The sequence below is a fragment of the Haloplanus sp. HW8-1 genome (assembly GCF_023703795.1).
GTDB classification, from domain to species: domain Archaea; phylum Halobacteriota; class Halobacteria; order Halobacteriales; family Haloferacaceae; genus Haloplanus; species Haloplanus pelagicus.
On the sequence record NZ_CP098518.1, the window covers coordinates 2491057 to 2508218 of the forward strand.

The following is a 17162-nucleotide window of genomic DNA, read 5'->3' on the forward strand; positions in this document are numbered from 1 at the left end:
AGGTGTGAGAACGGATTAACGCTTGATCGATCGTGTGTCTCGTCCGCACACGCCGATTGGCTACGTCGTGTGATCTCCCGAACAGTGTCGCCTCGATCCACGATGGTGCTCGCGTTACGAATCCATACAGGAACCACTGTCGGTGAGTGCCACGACATTCGAATTGGAAACGCTGGGGCAGCGTTGTCGCCGTTCCGGCTCGAAGAGACGGCTTCGACTCCCCATATCGACGCAGTCGTTCTGTTGCTCCAGCGAGACTACCACTGCCGGAAGTGCCGGCAACAGGTGCAAGGCGTCGCCGCCCGCTACGACGACGTTCATCGAGGAGCGCGGGATCGACTACCGGCTGTTCAGCGACCCGCAAAACGGCGTCGCCGAGGACTATGGCATCGTCAACGATCTCGATGGGATGGCAGGAATCAGCGAACCACGGCCTGCCGCGTTCCTCATAGACGAGGAACGGAGGGTTCAGTACGCCTGGGTGGCCCAGAAGTGGCCGGATTTCCCCGACTACGACGAGATCAAGGACGAACTCGCTGCCCTCTGATATAGTAGGGTTTGTAACTGTCCGCACACCTGATCGCATGACAGCGTGCGACCAGGTGTGTGATGACTTACAAAGGCTACTATCGGAACGATCGAAAGTCATCAGCGGTTCCCGCCGTGACGGGTGGGCGAACCACCGGTACCGACGTACAATATGCCGTATCAGAGTGCGATTTCTCGCAACGTATCCGACTGCCCGCAGTACGGGCCTGGAAGTCGTCGATGGTGACGTCGGCGGGCATATCGTAGGTGTAGTGGAGTTCGGCCATATCGAGTTCACACTCGTCGTTCTCACACGCGATTTCGAGGGTCGCAGGCATACCGTCCAATACAGGAAGAGTGCAGATAAACAGGAGGATCACAGCAATAACGAGAGACGGTCAAAGAGGTGCGAAATTCTCCGGAAGGAACTCTTCTTGGTATTCTCTCGGTCAGTACGTTACATCCCGGTTACCGTGAGATTATACGAGACGCGTCCCAACGAACGAACTGGAATCGGTGATTGTCCCCCAACCCCCATAGATCCCCGAAACCGATTCCCTTGCTGTCCCCTTTTTGATCGCAGTATCGTTCCTGTGCATAGCTCTCTCCGGTCCACTCCGGCTAGGATCGCGGAGGATCCCGTACTCCCTGTCAGCAGTTCCGGGGGGGGCACCAACCACCGAGAGGAGCGAATATCTTGAACCAGTCACGTACAGGAGTATCAGTTGGGGGAATAGACAGTCTCCTCGGTGAAGAACAAATAGAGGAGAACGACGAGCAGCCCCGCTTCGGACGCGAGCGAGAGGAACTCGACTGGGCCGGCGACGACGTGAGCGAGCAGATACGAGACGGTCGATCCGTGATGGTGCGTTCCCGGTCCGACGACGAAGAGCGGTCGGTGGCCACTCACGTGCCAGCCGAAGTAGCCGACGATGTAGACGATCATGAGTACGCTTCCACCGACGTACAGCGGTCGCTTCGGGTACCCCGAAACCAGCGCGACGATTCCGACGACGACGGCCAAACCGGAGACGACGAAGAGCGGCCATCGAAGGTCAGGCGGGAGCAGTATCCCGGCACTCGCGTACTGCGCCCAGTTGAGTATCCCGAGTGCAAGATGAATGATCCCCGTCACGAGTGCCAGGTGGGCGGCGACGATGTGGATCGGCCGCAGTGATCGAGAGGCCATCGTTCCCCCGTTAGAACGAACTACGGAAGAAGCTCTCGACACGAGGATATACGCTTCGTTCACCGAAGATTCCCGGCACCTCCCGAATGCAGTATAGCGATCAGCGCGGCTGGACACCAGACGGACCCGCTGATTTTTGTAAGTCCACTCTGATGTACGGAGTATGCATTCGCCGTCGCTGGGTGGATTACTCGCAACCGACGGTGAGACGCCCGATGCGACATCCCACGTGGTAGGGCGATTCGATGGCAATCAGATTCTCGTTCCGCTCCTCACCCGAGCGGTTCCTGCGCTGACCGATCAGTTGAAAGTCGCAACGACGCTCGCACGCGCGACGGACGCCTCGCTGACGGTCATCAATCCGGTTAGTACTCTCTCAGGGACACCTAACGAATATCATCACGAGATATCCGACGGCGACGAAGCCGACCTTCTGGAGTGGGTGTTCGATCAGACCACCGAATCGCTTCCACGAGTGAACGGGGATTGTGTCTACACCCGCGGTGTCGTGACCGGCGTCCTCCAAGCAGTCAGAACGCGAAACGTGGATACCCTCGTCGTGCCCGGGAGCAGCCGTGAGCGTCGCCTCCGCATGGGCATCACCGAACGGATTGCGGCCCACGCCGATGCGGACGTGGTCGTCGTGAACGGTCGGACCGGATTCACGGATCCTGCATCGATTCTCCTCCCGATTGCTGGCGGCCCTCACTCGGGGCTAGCCGCCGATGTGGCCGCCTCTATCGCCACCGGCTCCGACGCTTGGATCGACATTCTACACGTTATCGACGATGACGCACCCGATCAGCGGCGAAACGAAGCCGAAGAGTTGGTAGACGACATCTACCGTCGGATCGGCCGCCCTGATACCACGACGAAGTGGGTACTCGAGACGACAGACACTCTGGCGGCGATCACCGACCAATCGCGGTGCTACGACCTCACGATCATCGGCGCTCCGACGAAAGGCCGTCTGCGGAAGTTCATGTTCGGATCGACGAATCAATCCGTCCGGAAACATGCCGGAAGCGTCGTGCTTTCGGTCCGAAACAACAGTCGACGCTAATCCGAATTCGCCACAGAGAGATGTGCGGTGTGAAACCTCTTGCAGTCTCGGTCCGGGATCATAGCACGTGCCGTGTGAACTGCGTTGCACACTCGCCGGGACTATTTGCCGTGTTTCAGTGAATGAACGATCGGTGACCATCGATGGATACTGACCTCGGACCCACCGGGACGGAAACGCTCTGTGACGTGTGTACGACCGAACTGGATCGTGTATCGAAAGTCGGACGGCTCGCCGATCGGGAACTGGACCTCCTCCGACAGCCCAAACGTCGTATCAACGTGAACATCCCGATACGGATGGACGACGGGAGCGTGGAGGTGTTCCCCTCCTTCCGGATCCAGTACAACACCGCCCGTGGACCGACGAAAGGTGGGATTCGGTACCACCCGTCGGTGAACGCCGACGAAGTCGACGAACTGGCCTTCCTGATGTCGCTGAAGTGTGCCGTCGCCAACATCCCGTTCGGCGGCGCCAAAGGGGGGATACAGGTCGACCCGTCGCGGCTCTCGGAGGGCGAACTGGAGCGCCTTTCGCGAGCCTACATCAACGAGTACCACCGGAACATCGGCCCGGAGACGGACATCCCCGCGCCCGACGTGAACACCGACGGCCGGATCATGGCGTGGATGCGGGACGAATACGAGTCGATCACCGGGGGGCAGGCACCGGGCGTGATCACAGGGAAACCGGTCGAACTCGGCGGGAGCGAGGGCCGCGAATACGCGACCTCCCTCGGTGGGGCAGTGATCCTCGACGAGTTCGTGGACGAGGTGGAGATGACACGGGAGAGAACGACCGTCGCGGTTCAGGGGTTCGGAAACGTCGGCTCCTACCTCGCGAAGTTCCTTCACGAGCGCGGATACGATGTCGTTGCGGTCAGCAACGTCGACGGCGGAATCCACGATTCGAGCGGCATCGACATGCCGGCGCTGTTCGATGCGTACGAGTCGAGCGACGACCTATTCGAGTTCGGTGCGGCGGAGATTACCAACGCCGACCTGTTGACACTCGACGTCGACGTGCTGATTCCGGCCGCCATCGAGAATCAGATCACCGAGGCCAACATGGCGGAGGTGCAGGCGGACGCAGTGCTGGAGATGGCCAACGGCCCGACGACGTCGCGGGCGGATGAACACCTCACCGAGCGGGGGATTCCGGTGATCCCGGATATCCTCGCCAACGCCGGCGGGGTCACGGCGTCGTACTTCGAGTGGGTGCAGAACACGACGAACGAGTACTGGACGGAAGAGCGGGTGCGTGAGAAGTTGGCGACACAGCTCCGAGAAGCATTCGCCGACCTTCGAGAGATCAAGACAGCGTCGAAGACGACACGCACCTGGCGAGAAGCGGCGTACACGCGCGCCGTCGAGAGCGTGTTACAGGCAGAGGCGTACCGGGGCAACGTCGCGAGGGCCGACGCCGAACGATCGGACTGATCACCGTGCCCGAGCCGGGCGGTTTATTCACTTCCCTGTGATCGGGTAGGAATCACGTTCAATGGCCCAATGATTAGATCCATCTGATTGCGGTATAGATGTAGCGAACCGCGGGACGAAACCGCCATCGGTCGGAATCGGTCAGTAGCTGAACGAAATCAACGGCAGTGCACTCAGAGCCGATGATATCGACGATCACCCCGTCGTTGTCGTGCGATTACGACCGAGAAATCGGCGATGGGCGCTGCAGGCGCTCGTTCGGTCGGCGAACGAAGTCCCTTGATGGGCCTGAGACGGTCGAAATCGGGGGTTCTGAATACACCGCTGAGAAGGATATGTCGGTCTCGGTCGCTGACACTCCGAGAGACGACTCGCATATCGCAGATCGAGGATCCGTTTCCATCGCACCGGGTTCGATCCGTGAATACAAGGCGACCCTCCTCAAAGAATAGATGTGAGCCACTCCTCGAAGTACCGCTGTATCACCTGTATGGACGAGACCGTCACGCGTGAATTCGACGTTTCACATCTTTCCCGCACGTGCGGCGTTTGCGGAGAGTTCGATCGGTTCGTCAATACCGTGGTTATCGAGCGGTTCAATGAGTTGGATGCGGATCCACCTCCACATCTCCACTGGGAGCAACTTGATCGCCTCCGGAAATTTCTGATCGCCGAACGGCTCAGTCGGCGGGACCACACGATTGATGACTTTGAGGTAGCGGGCGACGATGACCATTCAGAGCAGACAGGGAAGAGCGAGGCCAACGCCGAAGTGTGAGGCCTAGATTGCGCTGCAAGAGTCACAAGTAGTGCTCCTGAGAACGCAGATCCCGAAGAGAGATTAGCTGTTAGTTCGTGGCGGCACGGGCATCACCAAGCCACCTCGGTTCGCGCACATCAGTGGATCCGAGGTCTGTGATTTCGCCCGACTGCCTAACGATGATCACCTCACCGCCATTCTCAAGCACAACCTGATATGAGAACTCCGTGAGGACGCCTTGATCGGACACGACAGCCGATCGATAGTGGATTAGTTCACACGTCGAATCCGTTCCGCCTGAGTGCCTCCGCCAGTTCTCCATCAGGGTCAACCGTAAACTCAACCAACGATGACTCTGGTCTTGTTGTTGTATATAGATCCGAGTCAATATTGTCGGGAATCTCGTTCGTGTGTGACTCGTCTACAACTGCAACTGATATTTGTGGCTTAGTGGCAGTGTCTTCTGACTCACTCATTAACTGATAGTACGGGAGAGCGACGTTTGGCCTTTCGCATTCGAGTATAAAATGTTCTTTACGACACGCGTGCTTGACAGGATAAACCATCACAACCGCACCAATAAACTCAAATTATACTGGGCGATTGAGTTTCCCAGCCTATAGTGATGTGTCGATGGAGGATGTCAGATGTTGCTGTGTTTCCAGCCCTGATTGGAAGCGGTTGAGGACTTCTGTTTGGTGCTGTGGGCAGGCCATGAGGGCGACTGCTCCGGTGTGGATCGGGATTACTGGCTGATGTAGATTGTAGTGTGCGAGCTGGCAACTGGGGCAGCGGATACCTCCTGCCGGTCGATGCCCTATGATGTCTGCTCTACCAGTAGTAGTGAGTTCGCAGATAGAAACGAACTGGTCGACGTGGTCTCCGCAACCGATGATAGGGATGGTAAGCTGATCCAGAAGTAGGAAGGAAACACTGTCGTCGTCGCGGCTGTGGAGAGCGGACTCACAGTCCTCGCACTGGATGGGTGGATGGCCTTGGATGTCGTCGGGATCCGGTCGAGTAGCATCTGCTGGAGGCATACTGAGAGGTATACAAAGCGGTTGAGTCGCCATACAGGTAAGTTATAGGAACGCCTCACAGGCTCTCTCCTATCCCTGATAACCGGCAAGACTCCGAAACACGGGCGATGTCTGGAGTGTGATGAGAGTATTTCTGCTGCACATATCTTAGTCGAATATGAGAAAGACGATTGGACGACTAGAATCTTGGCAGAGTGTCCAGTTTGCGATGATGTCGTAAGGTCCGAGTGAGCATTCAGGACTGCGTTGCGACAGTAGAATCAAGTGTTCTGCTCTATTATCCTGCTGAGAGGCCAACTAATGGAGATTTCTGAAGAACTCGAATGTTTGTTTTCAGCCTCGATCGTAGAACAGGACGGGTCGTCCGTGATTGAGGTCCCCGAGCGCGAACTGCAACTGGGTGACCTACAGCAAGGAGAAACATATCGCGTCGCACTCGTATCTTCTCCGACACAGAGCGAGTCGGAACAGACCGAACAGGCTGAACCGGAATCACAGCAACAGCGTCAGCCACCGGAGCCACCAGTTGAGGAAGGTGAGACTCGGGAAGTCGAGATTGAAGACCTCGGCGAACAGGGTGATGGCATCACTCGAGTTGAACGTGGCTTCGTCGTAATCGTACCTGATACCAAAAAGAGTGAGCGAGTCAACATTGAGATCACCGATGTACGACAAAACGTCGCTTTCGCTGAGGTCGTCGACCGGTTGAGTTACTACGAGTGATTTCTCGCTGTGCGGTCACCACACTTGAGAACTGTTAGTATTCCGCTCCGATGACACAGCGGATACGCACCGGCTACCTGCCAGAAATAGCGTGACCGATACAGAGAGTGTAATCAGCAAAATGTCCGGACTGTATTGGGAAAATAGGAGGCGTGGATGGTGTGCCCAACTGGGTAGCAAATTCGAAGTCCTATCGGTCGTATATACCCGTCCGTGTACCGGAATCTCCGCCGGACATACGAGTTGTTCGCTCCGGAATTGGGGAGACGAATCGGGACGGCCACCGACTGAGCGATTGTCAGTATGTTGGACCATTGCTGGCGTCAGATCAACGGCCACCACTGTCGGCTCCGCCAGAAGTGACTAATCGGAACGGTTTCGAGGTGTGCCGGGAGTCATGATTCTTCGTTCGCGTACTGGTAGGTCGGACGGACGTCCTCGAGAAGCTCTTCGATGATTTCCCAAAGGACCAGGGAAGGGATTTCGTGTTCAAACGTAATCCCCCAGCGGTCCCCGGTATCGGCGGTTGAGTACTGAAAATGCGCCTGCCCGAGATCGGGATGGTCCTCGTCCTGGTGCCAGCCGGCGTGAAAGCCCGTATTCGGGTCCGTGTAGTTGATACGGAACCAATCGTCCGGATCCTGTCGATACCACTTGATGGTGAGTTCAGGTGATTCAGGGCCTGTCGGGGGATCAAGGCGGCCCGGATCGAAAATCACTCGCAGCTGCTTGGCCTCGATATCATCCGGAACGAACTCGACCGCTGCAATCTGTGGTACACGATCGAGGACGTCCCGCTTCAGCTGAGCATAGAGGTTCGCGTTCGGATCACCACCTAGATGCGGGACAGACATCCGTTAGCTGTTGGCCTCAGCAGATTCTGTCGTTGGAGTGAGGAAGTCCCATTCGCGGATGGCGAAGCCAACGATCTGGATACGTCGCTGCAGGTGCTCCCACTCACGGGCAATCTCACGGCGACGGGTTTCCTCGTCAGCGTCAAGGGACTCGTCAGCGAGCGTTCCGCGAAGTTGGTTCGGTGACTCAACGTCGAATTCGTCTTCCCAGTCGCGGATCTGCGTCTTCATATCGGCGAGACGGTCGGTGAGCTCTTCGACAGTGTGCCCACTGTCTCGAAGACGCATCGCTTCCTGCATCGCCTGACGGCGATAATCAGGGTAGTACGTCGTGTGGGTGCCGCTCTCGTCACGATGGAGAATACCGTCGTCGACGAGCCGTTCAAGGACGCGCTTGGTTGGTTCGTGTGACCAGCCCGCTTCGGAGGCGATCCAGTTGGCCGTCCGCGGCTCCGACAGCTGCCGGGCGGTCATCCGAACCCGGTCTTCACCCGTGGTCTGGCGTTCGATCAAGCTCTCGGAGTTCGACTCGTCTTCGGTCATACAATATCGTTCGGGCTTTGTCTTAATATAGGTTGAGTCCATTAGTCCTATAGCGGATTTACTCCTTTGCCATCGCCTCAGCCTCGGCCGAGGGTAACTAGAGCAAACTCGAACCCCGTGTTTGAGGGCTCTACCCGCGGACGCGTCGTCGTGAGGCGGTTACAGTATTCGTGCGTCACCGACGGCGGGGTAGTTCAAGGGACCCGTGATTATTGCTATGATCATTCCACTAAAACCGACACATCTCATTCACGAATTCCAATAAAATGTCGCTCCCGATTCATTTGACCAAATTGAAACGTAGTATTAAAATCTATCCGCCGGAGCGGGGACTACGAAGACAACCCTCAATCAGCAATAGTAGGTGGCTCGTGACCAACCACTCTCAGCTCTCAATACTGCTGGGCTCAGTTGATTGCAGCCGAGAGACATCAATGACCCAATGATTAGCAGCCATGCGCCACGCCGTAGAGGCGGCGAACCAGAGGACGAAACCGCCGTCAATCGGAATCGTTCAGTGGCCGAACGAAAGCAACGGCATTGCACTCAGAGACGGTGATATCGACGACCATCCCGACGCTGTCGTGCGATTACGAACGAAAATTCGGCGATGGGCGCTGCAGGCGCTCGGTCGGTCGCTGAACGAAGTCCCTTGCTGGGCCTGAAACGGTCGAAATCGACACCCTGAGATCGGCGGTTTGAGCCTCGGTTCGCAGCCGTAAACATGAGTCTCGAACCAATCGAACCGGACACCGCGCTTGAACTGTACCTAGCAGACAGGAAAAATAACGTGACCGAGGCGACGATATACTCGCATCGGTCTCGTCTCGGACACTTCGTCCGATGGTGCGCTGAGGAAGAGATTTCGAATCTGAACGAGTTGACTGGACGGAAGCTGCACCGATTTCGGCTGTGGCGGCGTGACGAAGGTGATCTAGCACCAGCGACCGAGAAAACTCAGATGGACACGCTTCGGGTCTTCATAAGGTGGGTTGAATCGATTGACGGTGCACCGGAGGATCTGCACGTGAAAATCAGATCGCCAACTCTGACTGGCGACGACAACGTCCGCGACGAAATGCTGGAAGACGACCGCGCCGAGGAGTTGCTGAACTACCTGCAGCGATACGAATACGCCTCACGTCCTCACGTGGTCATCGCACTGATGTGGCACACGATGATGCGAGTCGGTGCGATTCACGCCCTCGATGCCGACGACATCAGGGCCGGATCCACATCGATCGGGACCGGTGTCTGTCGGCCGGGTGGATCGGGGTCGGGAGCCACAGGCGAAAGTGGGTCCCCCCGATCGATATCGGATAGTACGCGGTCGAGAAACCCGAGCGAGACCAACACCTCGACTGGGGGTAAACAGTGATGCAGGACGAGACAGCGTCCAACACCAGCTCCCGTGGGATGACGCGCCGGAGTCTGCTTGCCGCGGCTGGTGTGAGTGCCATCGCCGGCTGTAGCTCCATCGATAGTCCGACTAGTGGCAACGACCCGACCATCAGAACCGTCGAGTTACCCGACGTTGATGCCGGTTCGGTGCCCGAACCGGTCGTCGCGCCGTCGGTCCCCGTCGATGTCGACCCCGCCTACTTCGTTGGGCGTCGAGACCGAATCAACGAGTTGCTTGCGTCCCTGCCGATACCGCTCGGCCCGGACGACGTCCCGAACGGACACGTCCGGGACCACCTCAGCGACGCTGCCGACACCGCGACGAACGGTCTCGACGAGGCCCGGACCGCCCGAACCGATCTGGTGGCACTCCAGTCGCTCCGTGACGCCCGGGGACACGCACGGTACGCGGCCGCCGGGTGGGCCGTCGCGGAGCGTAGACTGTCGGTCGGCCCGCTCCGCCGGGCACACCGGAGTGTCGTCGCCGACGCACAGTCGTTCCGGGAGGATCACGAGTACGTCGGCAGGGACCCGATCAAGGCAGCACTCGTACACGCTCGCATCGAGGAGTGGCTGGACCGGGTGACCGACGCCGACCGACCGCGTATTCACGACGAGAGGGAACTGCTGACCGTCGCAGAGTGGGGCGAGACGGTCGAATCCGCGCAGGCATATCTCGACGACGCCGCACATCTTGACGAACGGTTCAGGGAATCGCTCTCCGACGACACGGAAACCGTCGCCGACGACCTCGCCCGGGCCGCTGAAGTGCTATCCGCGGACACCCGCTCGCGGCGATCCGACCTGCCGCCGGAGCCGACTGCTGAGAAGTGGGGGCTCACTGAAGAGGTCGTTCACGAACTCCGCAGAGGGCTCGATCGGGGGCCCTACAGCGTCGCGGACGCGCACGGCCCGGCTAGTGCAGTCGTGGACCTCACGGACCGCCTGACGAGGTTCCGGGCGCTGGAGCGCGTCCAAGAACGCATCGAGGCCGGAGAGATCACTAGTGCCGAGAACGCCGGTGTGGTCCGTGATGCCCGTACCGCCGCATACGACGCTCTCGACGCCGCACTCGCGGACAGTCCGAACGCCGACCTCGCGCGGACGGTACTCAGCGATGTCTCTTGGCGGGTTTCGAACGCGGACCAGGAACTCGACCGATATCGGAGACGGGCGGAGGTCTCCGCCACGAATCTGGACGACATCATGGAGGAGTATATCATCACGGCGGCCATCGCGCGAGCAACCCCCGACGCCTGTCAGCAGACCGCCAACGCTTTCGATGCGGTCTGATTCCGGGTAGGGCGCACGTCCGGACGGTTACCGGACCACTCGAAGACGGCGAGGTCTTGTGTCGGTCGGACAATGCGCGTCCGTGGCTGTTCCTGTCGAAGTCGGGCGAGAAAAAACTGGATCAGGACAACGTCGACGACGTCTGAAAGAAGCACTCTTGGCCGGAGTACGGCCCGAATGAACGCTACCGGGGCGTCTCATCCCACTACGGGCCACATTAGTTCACGACGTGGTTCCGGATCGAACGAGAGTGGTCACGCGACCTAATTACGTACCTCCTCGTCGTCGCGGACGGCCCACGGTGGCGTGAATAGTTAACAATCAGTATGATAAACTAGAGGAACGCATGTCCGAAACGACTCAACGGCTGGAACCGATGGACCCGCGTCCGCTCGCGGATCGAACCTGCGTCGTCACCGGGGCGTCCCGTGGGATCGGTCGAGAGATCGCCTTCGAACTGGCGCGTTGTGGCGGGGAGGTCGTCGTGAACTATCGCAGTTCCGACGCGGAGGCACGGGCAGTGGCCGACCGGATCGAGGAGGCCGGCGAGACGGCGATGTGCGCGCAGGGTGACGTCTCCGACCCCGCGGCGGTCGAGCGGATGGCTGCGGAGGTCCGCGACGAACTCGGCTCGGTCGACGTCCTGGTCAACAACGCCGGCATCACCATCGACCGGAAGTTCGAAAACATGACCCACGACGACTGGCAGACGGTCATCGATGTCAACCTCGGCGGGACGTTCAACTGCACGAAGGCCTTTTTTGAGGACATCCGATCGGCCGACCACGGACGCCTGATCAACATCTCCAGTGTGGTCGGCCAGCAGGGAAACTACGGCCAGGCGAACTACGCCACCTCCAAGGGAGGGCTGTTCGCGTTCACGCGGACGCTGGCGCTCGAACTCGCCGCATCCGGGTCGACGGCCAACTGTGTCGCCCCCGGCTTCGTCAAGACGGACATGCTGGAGAAGGTGCCCGAACGGGTCCAGAATCGGATCCGGGAGAAGATTCCCCTCGATCGGTTCGCCGACCCCGAAGACATCGTCGGAATGGTCCGGTTTCTGGCCAGTGACCACGCGGGCTACATGACCGGACAGGTGCTCGGGGTCAACGGCGGACTGGAGTGGTGAGCGGTCCCACCGAGGGAGCTTTGAGCGTGGCGGCCAACCCCGATGCATGGTCACCGTCGCTGCGGTTGCCGGCAGTCTTCGGACGGAGAGCTACACCCGACTCGCGCTCGACCACGCCCTCGACGCCGCCGAGACGGCCGGCGCCGAGACGGAGCTACTCGACCTCCGCAGTTTCGACCTGCCGCCTCTCGATCCGGACGTGAACGAGCAGGGCGATGCCGCCGCCTTCTCCCGGCAGGTCCGCGCGGCCGACGCCCTCCTACTCGGCTCCCCGATGTACCACGGATCGTACTCCGGCGTGCTGAAAAACGCCATCGACCACTGCGGGTTCGACGAGTTCGAGGGCAAGACGGTCGGTCTGCTCGGCGTCGCCGGCGGCGCCTTCCCGATCACGGCGCTCGAACATCTGCGGTCGGTGTGTCGCGCCCTCGACGCGTGGGTGCTCCCACACCAGGCGGCCATCCCGCGGGCGTCCGCGGCCTTCGCGGACGGTGCGTTCGTAGACGAGGGACTGGCGGGGCGCGTTCACACCCTCGGCCGCCGAGTCGTCGAGTACGCCGCCATCGAACCAGAGCCGGCGACCTTCGAGAGCGACCAGAACGTGGGTGGCTGATACGGATTATTGTAACTGTTCACCGGTGGTTCGCCGAGACGGTCCGCCGAACCGCCGGTGATGACTTACAATAACCCGTCTGAATCAGAACCCATTTGCCGACCGACCACCCAGACCCTCCCGTGACGACGTGGGTCGAAAATCCCCGCGGTGGGCGGGACCGCGGACCGCGCGGCATCGCCCGCGCGTGGGTCGAGGTGCTGATTCGCCCCCGGCGGTTTTTCCGTCACGGGGTGGCTCCCGGTGACCAGGCGCCCGGTCTCGTCTTCGCCATCGTGATCGCCGTGACCTACGCCCTCGGCCTCGCCCTCCTCGATCCGCGCCGCTTCCCCGCGACCGGGGTACCCCGGGCGGCGGTGGTCGTCCTCCTCGTGGCCGTCCTGATCGCCCCCGCCGCCCTCCACCTGCTTGCGGCGATCCAGACCCTCTCGCTGATGGCGACCGTCCGCGATCGGGCGGGCGTCAGCGAGACGGTGCAGACCCTCGCCTACGCGACGGCGCCCTGTCCCCTGGCTGCGGTTCCCGTCCCCGAACTCCGGGCGGTCTGCTGTCTCTACGGCGCGGCGCTCCTGGTGGTCGGGCTTCGGGTCGTCCACGACACTACGACCGGTCGGGCCGCCCTCGCGGCGGCGCTCCCGTCCGCGCTCCTCTTCGGCTACGGCTTCGGCGGCTTCGACGCACTCGGCGTCCTCCTGCGGGCCTGGTACATCGTTTAGACCGTCGAGTCGTTTCGACAATCGTTTTACGTTGCGGCTGTTCGATTCCATCAATGGATTGGATCACCCACGAAGAGGACGTTTGGTTTGATTTCCGCGGCTCCACCCCGGACCAACTGGTTTCGGGACGGTACTACAAGGGAACGGTCGACGGCTTCGCCGACTTCGGCGTGTTCGTCGACCTCTCACCCGGCGTGACCGGCCTGCTCCACCGGAGCGAAGTCGACCGCCGGCTCGAAAGTCTCGACTGGGAGCCCGGCGACACCGTGTTCGTCCAGGTGAAGAACGTTCGCGACAACGGCAACGTCGACCTCGCGTGGTCGATTCGCCAGTCCACCCGCGAGTTCCGGGGCGCACAGATCCACGACCCCGAGGGTGACGCCGACGGCGACCCGATCGACGGATCGACCGAGGAGTCGGACGACGAACCTTCCGGTCCCGTCAAGACGACGCCGGCCCCGCGGGACGACGAGGCGCTGAACGGCGACGACGTGGCGGTGGACTCGGCGTCGCCGGACGAGTCGGCCGACGCGGCCGGGGCGACGGACGACACCCCGACGACCGACGCGGCCACGACGGCGACCGATCGTGACGCCGACGGCGCCCCCGAGCGCGTCGACGTGGCGTCGCTCTCGGACCGCGTCGGCGAGACTGTTCGTCTCGACGGCGAGGTCGTCGGCATCCGTCAGACCAGCGGTCCGACGGTGTTCGAACTCCGGGACGGGACCGGCGCGGTCGACTGCGCGGCCTTCGTCGAGGCGGGCGTCCGCGCCTACCCCGACGTCGAGGTCGGCAGCATCGTCCGCCTCGACGGCGAGGTCGAAGAGCGCTACGACGAACTCCAGGTCGAGACCGAGGACCTCGACATCCTGACCGACGACGAGGCGGCCACGATCGAGGAACGACTCGCGGACGCGCTGACGGCAGAAGCCCGTCCGGACTCGGTGACGACGCTGATCGACCACGACGCGGTCGACGCGGTCGAAGAATCACTGCGCGACGCCGCGGAGACGATCCGGCGGGCGGTGCTCGAATCCCGTCCGGTGGTGGTCCGCCACGCCGCGACCGCCGACGGCTACGTCGCCGGCGCCGCCATCGAGCGTGCGGTCCTTCCGCTGATCCGCGAGGAACACGCCGCCGCCGACGCCGAGTACCACTACTTCACACGCCGGCCGCTCGAGGGGTCGGTCTACGACATGGACGACGCCACGAACGACGTGACGCGGATGCTCCAGGACCGCGACCGCCACGACGAGAAACTCCCGCTGGTCCTGCTCGTCGGCACGGGCAGTACCGTCGAGTCGAGCGACGGCCTGGGACTGCTCGGCATCTACGGCGCCCGACGCGTCGTCGTCGACGCCGAGGTGGCAGACGCCGCCGTCGCCGACGACTGCGAGGCCATCGTCAACCCCGGCCTGGCCGGCGTCGACGCCGCCGACCTCTCGACCGGCGCGCTCGCGGCCACGCTCGCAGCGACTGTCGGTCCCGACGTGGCTGCCGACCTCTCGCATCTCCCCGCCGTCTCCTACTGGGACGGCGCCCCGCAGTCCGCCCTCGATCTCGCCGCCGAGGCGGGCTACGACGCGGACCGTACGCGCGAACTCCGTGAGGCCATCGCGCTGGAGGCGTACTACCAGTCCTACGAGGACAAGCGTGAACTCATCACGGATCTGCTGTTCGACGACGCTGGCGGCCTCGCCGGCCACATCAGCGAGCAGTTCCGACAGAAACTCGACACGGAGGTCGACACCGCGACGGCCAATCTCGACCGCCGCGAGGACGGCGACGTCGTCGTCGACGTCCTCGACACCGACGCCTACACCCACCGCTTCGACTTCCCGCCGACGGGGCTTCTGCTCGACGAACTTCACCGTCGCCGGAGCGGGGACGGCACCGACCTGACCGTCGGCGTCGGCACGGACGAACTCTACCTGCGGAGCGACGACGACCTCGACCTCCGCGGTGTCGCCAGTGACGCCGCGGACCGTGCTCCCGACGCCGGTATCGTCGCCGCGAGCGTCCGTGACGGCCGCATCGAGTTCCTCTCGGGACGCCGCGACGCCGCCGTCGACGCCGTCGTCGACGCCGCCGTCGACCGGCTCTGAGCGATACCCTTAACCTCGCGACCCGACGAGGAAACAACGAATGACTGCTTCCGGCGAGGGCGTCGCCGCCACGAGCGAGGCGTTCGACCGCGTCTGTGAGGACCTCGTCGAGCGCATCCTCGACGGCGACCTGGACCGCGACGGTCTGGAGTCGGCGAAACTCGACGCCTGTTCCGAACACGGCGCCTCGAAGGTTCCGAAGAACGCCCACATCCTGCAGTACGCCCCCGACGAGCGTCGCGACGAGGTGCAGAGTGTCGTCCGGCGGAAACCCGTTCGCACCGCCTCGGGCGTCTCGCCCGTGGCCATCATGACCGCGCCGCACATGTGTCCCCACGGGAAGTGTCTCTACTGTCCCGGCGGTCCCGCCTCCGAGTTCGATAGCGCCCAGAGTTACACGGGCCACGAACCCGCTGCAGCCCGGGGCGAGCAGAACGACTACGACCCCTACGGCCAAGTGACCTTACGACTGGAACAGCTCAGACATATCGGCCATCCGGTCGACAAGGTGGAACTCATCCTGATGGGGGGGACCATGACGGCGCGGAGCCACGACTATCAGGAGTGGTTCGTCAAGCGAGCGCTGGAGGCGCTCAACGACTACGACACCGATTCGATCCCGAACCCGGCGGAGGGCCGGAGTTTCGCCGAGGACGACCCCGACTTTCGATATCTGGCGGACGTGATCACCGAGAACGAGACGGCCGACGTCAGGAACATCGGCACCACCTTCGAGACCAAACCCGACTGGTGTGGCCCCGAACAGATCGACCGGATGCTCCGGTTGGGCGGCACGAAGGTGGAGGTGGGCGTCCAGACCACCTACGAGCGGATCAACCGCGAGATGCACCGCGGCCACGGCGTCCAGGCCTCAATCGACGCCAACCGCCGCCTGCGCGACGCCGCGTTCAAGATCGGTTTCCACATGATGCCCGGCCAGCCGGGAATGACGACGGAGATGTGTCTGGAGGACTTCCGGCAACTGTTCGAGGACCCGCGCTGGCGCCCCGACTACCTGAAGATCTACCCGACGCTCGTGGTCCGCGGCACCCGGACCTACGACATGTGGCGCCGGGACGACTTCGATCCGCTCGACAACGACGAGGCCGCGGACCTCGTCGCGGAGGTCATGGGCATGATCCCGAAGTACACACGCCTCCAGCGGGTGCAACGCGATATCCCCGCCGACCACATCGACGCCGGCGTCTGGAAGTCGAACCTGCGGCAACTGGCCGCTCAGCGCGCCGACGAGAAGGGGATCACGCCCCGTGACATCCGCGCCCGCGAGGTCGGACACAACGACGCCGACCCGGACCCCGACCGAATCGAACTCGACGTGCTGACCTACGAGGCCGGCGGCGGCACCGAACACTTCCTGAGCGTCGAGGATCCCGAGGCCGACCTGCTGATCGGCTTCTGTCGCCTGCGGTTTCCGAACGATCCCGTCCGGCGCGAACTCGACGGCGCCGCACTGGTGCGCGAACTCCACGTCTACGGGAGCGAGGCGGGCATCCGCGAGGAGGGCGATGGGGACTGGCAACACCGTGGCTACGGCCGTCGCCTCCTCGCGCGCGCCGAGGAACTGGCGGCCGAGGCCGGCTTCGACAAACTGAGCGTCATCAGCGGCATCGGGGTCCGTCGGTACTACCGCGACAAACTCGGCTATCACCAGGACGGGCCGTACGTCTCGAAGCGTCTCGGCCGGCGGTCGCCGGCGCGGTCGGACTGACCGGCCTTCGGATCCGCGGGTCGCTCGCCCGGAAAGT

Annotated in this window: 16 protein-coding genes and 2 pseudogenes; 13 read left to right on the plus strand and 5 right to left on the minus strand. The window is 62.0% G+C overall.

From position 1 onward, the window contains the following. Positions 1 to 142 precede the first annotated feature (142 nt). Positions 143 to 547, plus strand: a complete 405-nt coding sequence (locus NBT82_RS13165) for a redoxin domain-containing protein (RefSeq protein WP_251328572.1) — start codon at positions 143 to 145, stop codon at positions 545 to 547. A gap of 161 nt (positions 548 to 708) precedes the next feature. Here NBT82_RS13165 and NBT82_RS13170 read toward each other — a convergent pair. Both NBT82_RS13170 and NBT82_RS13175 read right to left on the minus strand, forming a co-directional pair. After that, a pseudogene (locus NBT82_RS13170) lies at positions 709 to 866 on the minus strand (DUF7559 family protein). Between the two features lie 383 nt (positions 867 to 1249). After that, positions 1250 to 1717, minus strand: coding sequence for a hypothetical protein (locus tag NBT82_RS13175; RefSeq protein ID WP_251328573.1), 468 nt, complete (start codon positions 1715 to 1717; stop codon positions 1250 to 1252). 163 nt (positions 1718 to 1880) lie between these two features. Here NBT82_RS13175 and NBT82_RS13180 point away from each other — a divergent pair, with 163 nt between their 5' ends. The 3 genes from NBT82_RS13180 to NBT82_RS13190 all read left to right on the plus strand — a co-directional run bounded on the left by NBT82_RS13180 (position 1881) and on the right by NBT82_RS13190 (position 4997). Next, positions 1881 to 2780 (plus strand): universal stress protein, encoded by a 900-nt coding sequence (locus NBT82_RS13180; RefSeq protein ID WP_251328574.1) that lies wholly within the window; start codon positions 1881 to 1883, stop codon positions 2778 to 2780. A gap of 143 nt (positions 2781 to 2923) precedes the next feature. Further along, positions 2924 to 4219: a Glu/Leu/Phe/Val family dehydrogenase gene (locus NBT82_RS13185; protein ID WP_251328575.1), complete on the plus strand. Its 1296-nt coding sequence runs from the start codon at positions 2924 to 2926 to the stop codon at positions 4217 to 4219. A 490-nt stretch (positions 4220 to 4709) separates the two neighbouring features. After that, positions 4710 to 4997, plus strand: coding sequence for a hypothetical protein (locus NBT82_RS13190; protein WP_251328576.1), 288 nt, complete (start codon positions 4710 to 4712; stop codon positions 4995 to 4997). Positions 4998 to 5254: 257 nt separating this feature from the next. Here the strand turns inward: NBT82_RS13190 and NBT82_RS13195 are convergent, their stop codons facing one another. Next, on the minus strand, positions 5255 to 5455 hold the full coding sequence (locus NBT82_RS13195; protein ID WP_114606780.1) for a hypothetical protein: 201 nt from the start codon (positions 5453 to 5455) through the stop codon (positions 5255 to 5257). A 642-nt stretch (positions 5456 to 6097) separates the two neighbouring features. On the opposite strand from NBT82_RS13195, the gene NBT82_RS20440 reads away from it, so the two are divergent. Both NBT82_RS20440 and NBT82_RS13200 read left to right on the plus strand, forming a co-directional pair. Then, entirely contained in the window at positions 6098 to 6250 is a 153-nt protein-coding gene (locus NBT82_RS20440) for a DUF7837 family putative zinc-binding protein (protein WP_486617157.1), read from the plus strand. A gap of 69 nt (positions 6251 to 6319) precedes the next feature. After that, positions 6320 to 6742 (plus strand): TRAM domain-containing protein, encoded by a 423-nt coding sequence (locus NBT82_RS13200; RefSeq protein ID WP_251328577.1) that lies wholly within the window; start codon positions 6320 to 6322, stop codon positions 6740 to 6742. A 395-nt stretch (positions 6743 to 7137) separates the two neighbouring features. Here the strand turns inward: NBT82_RS13200 and NBT82_RS13205 are convergent, their stop codons facing one another. Then, positions 7138 to 7596, minus strand: coding sequence for a hypothetical protein (locus NBT82_RS13205; protein WP_251328578.1), 459 nt, complete (start codon positions 7594 to 7596; stop codon positions 7138 to 7140). A 3-nt stretch (positions 7597 to 7599) separates the two neighbouring features. Continuing rightward, positions 7600 to 8181, minus strand: a complete 582-nt coding sequence (locus NBT82_RS13210; protein WP_251328579.1) for a DUF7342 family protein — start codon at positions 8179 to 8181, stop codon at positions 7600 to 7602. Positions 8182 to 8863: 682 nt separating this feature from the next. Here NBT82_RS13210 and NBT82_RS13215 point away from each other — a divergent pair. The 7 genes and pseudogenes from NBT82_RS13215 to NBT82_RS13245 all read left to right on the plus strand — a co-directional run. Continuing rightward, a pseudogene (locus NBT82_RS13215) lies at positions 8864 to 9358 on the plus strand (site-specific integrase); the annotation flags it as partial. A gap of 158 nt (positions 9359 to 9516) precedes the next feature. Then, entirely contained in the window at positions 9517 to 10833 is a 1317-nt protein-coding gene (locus tag NBT82_RS13220) for a hypothetical protein (RefSeq protein ID WP_251328581.1), read from the plus strand. A gap of 346 nt (positions 10834 to 11179) precedes the next feature. Next, entirely contained in the window at positions 11180 to 11962 is a 783-nt protein-coding gene (locus NBT82_RS13225) for a beta-ketoacyl-ACP reductase (RefSeq protein WP_251328582.1), read from the plus strand. Positions 11963 to 12008: 46 nt separating this feature from the next. Next, positions 12009 to 12575 (plus strand): NADPH-dependent FMN reductase, encoded by a 567-nt coding sequence (locus NBT82_RS13230; RefSeq protein WP_251328583.1) that lies wholly within the window; start codon positions 12009 to 12011, stop codon positions 12573 to 12575. A 122-nt stretch (positions 12576 to 12697) separates the two neighbouring features. Next, a complete protein-coding gene (locus tag NBT82_RS13235; protein WP_251328584.1) occupies positions 12698 to 13291 on the plus strand; it encodes a YIP1 family protein in 594 nt (197 codons plus the stop codon). A 53-nt stretch (positions 13292 to 13344) separates the two neighbouring features. Continuing rightward, positions 13345 to 15396: a DHH family phosphoesterase gene (locus tag NBT82_RS13240; RefSeq protein ID WP_251328585.1), complete on the plus strand. Its 2052-nt coding sequence runs from the start codon at positions 13345 to 13347 to the stop codon at positions 15394 to 15396. A 40-nt stretch (positions 15397 to 15436) separates the two neighbouring features. Next, entirely contained in the window at positions 15437 to 17125 is a 1689-nt protein-coding gene (locus tag NBT82_RS13245; protein ID WP_251328586.1) for a tRNA uridine(34) 5-carboxymethylaminomethyl modification radical SAM/GNAT enzyme Elp3, read from the plus strand. Positions 17126 to 17162 lie beyond the last annotated feature (37 nt).

Bases quoted from the DNA above. Each gene is read 5' to 3' on its own strand.
- NBT82_RS13210 (WP_251328579.1), bottom strand. From the start codon at position 8,181: ATGGACTCAACCTATATTAAGACAAAGCCCGAACGATATTGTATGACC.
- NBT82_RS13180 (WP_251328574.1), top strand. From the start codon at position 1,881: ATGCATTCGCCGTCGCTGGGTGGATTACTCGCAACCGACGGTGAGACG.
- NBT82_RS13220 (WP_251328581.1), top strand. From the start codon at position 9,517: ATGCAGGACGAGACAGCGTCCAACACCAGCTCCCGTGGGATGACGCGC.
- NBT82_RS13190 (WP_251328576.1), top strand. From the start codon at position 4,710: ATGGACGAGACCGTCACGCGTGAATTCGACGTTTCACATCTTTCCCGC.
- NBT82_RS13205 (WP_251328578.1), bottom strand. From the start codon at position 7,596: ATGTCTGTCCCGCATCTAGGTGGTGATCCGAACGCGAACCTCTATGCT.
- NBT82_RS13240 (WP_251328585.1), top strand. From the start codon at position 13,345: ATGGATTGGATCACCCACGAAGAGGACGTTTGGTTTGATTTCCGCGGC.
- NBT82_RS13195 (WP_114606780.1), bottom strand. From the start codon at position 5,455: ATGAGTGAGTCAGAAGACACTGCCACTAAGCCACAAATATCAGTTGCA.
- NBT82_RS13175 (WP_251328573.1), bottom strand. From the start codon at position 1,717: ATGGCCTCTCGATCACTGCGGCCGATCCACATCGTCGCCGCCCACCTG.
- NBT82_RS13185 (WP_251328575.1), top strand. From the start codon at position 2,924: ATGGATACTGACCTCGGACCCACCGGGACGGAAACGCTCTGTGACGTG.
- NBT82_RS13200 (WP_251328577.1), top strand. From the start codon at position 6,320: ATGGAGATTTCTGAAGAACTCGAATGTTTGTTTTCAGCCTCGATCGTA.
- NBT82_RS13245 (WP_251328586.1), top strand. From the start codon at position 15,437: ATGACTGCTTCCGGCGAGGGCGTCGCCGCCACGAGCGAGGCGTTCGAC.
- NBT82_RS13225 (WP_251328582.1), top strand. From the start codon at position 11,180: ATGTCCGAAACGACTCAACGGCTGGAACCGATGGACCCGCGTCCGCTC.
- NBT82_RS13230 (WP_251328583.1), top strand. From the start codon at position 12,009: ATGGTCACCGTCGCTGCGGTTGCCGGCAGTCTTCGGACGGAGAGCTAC.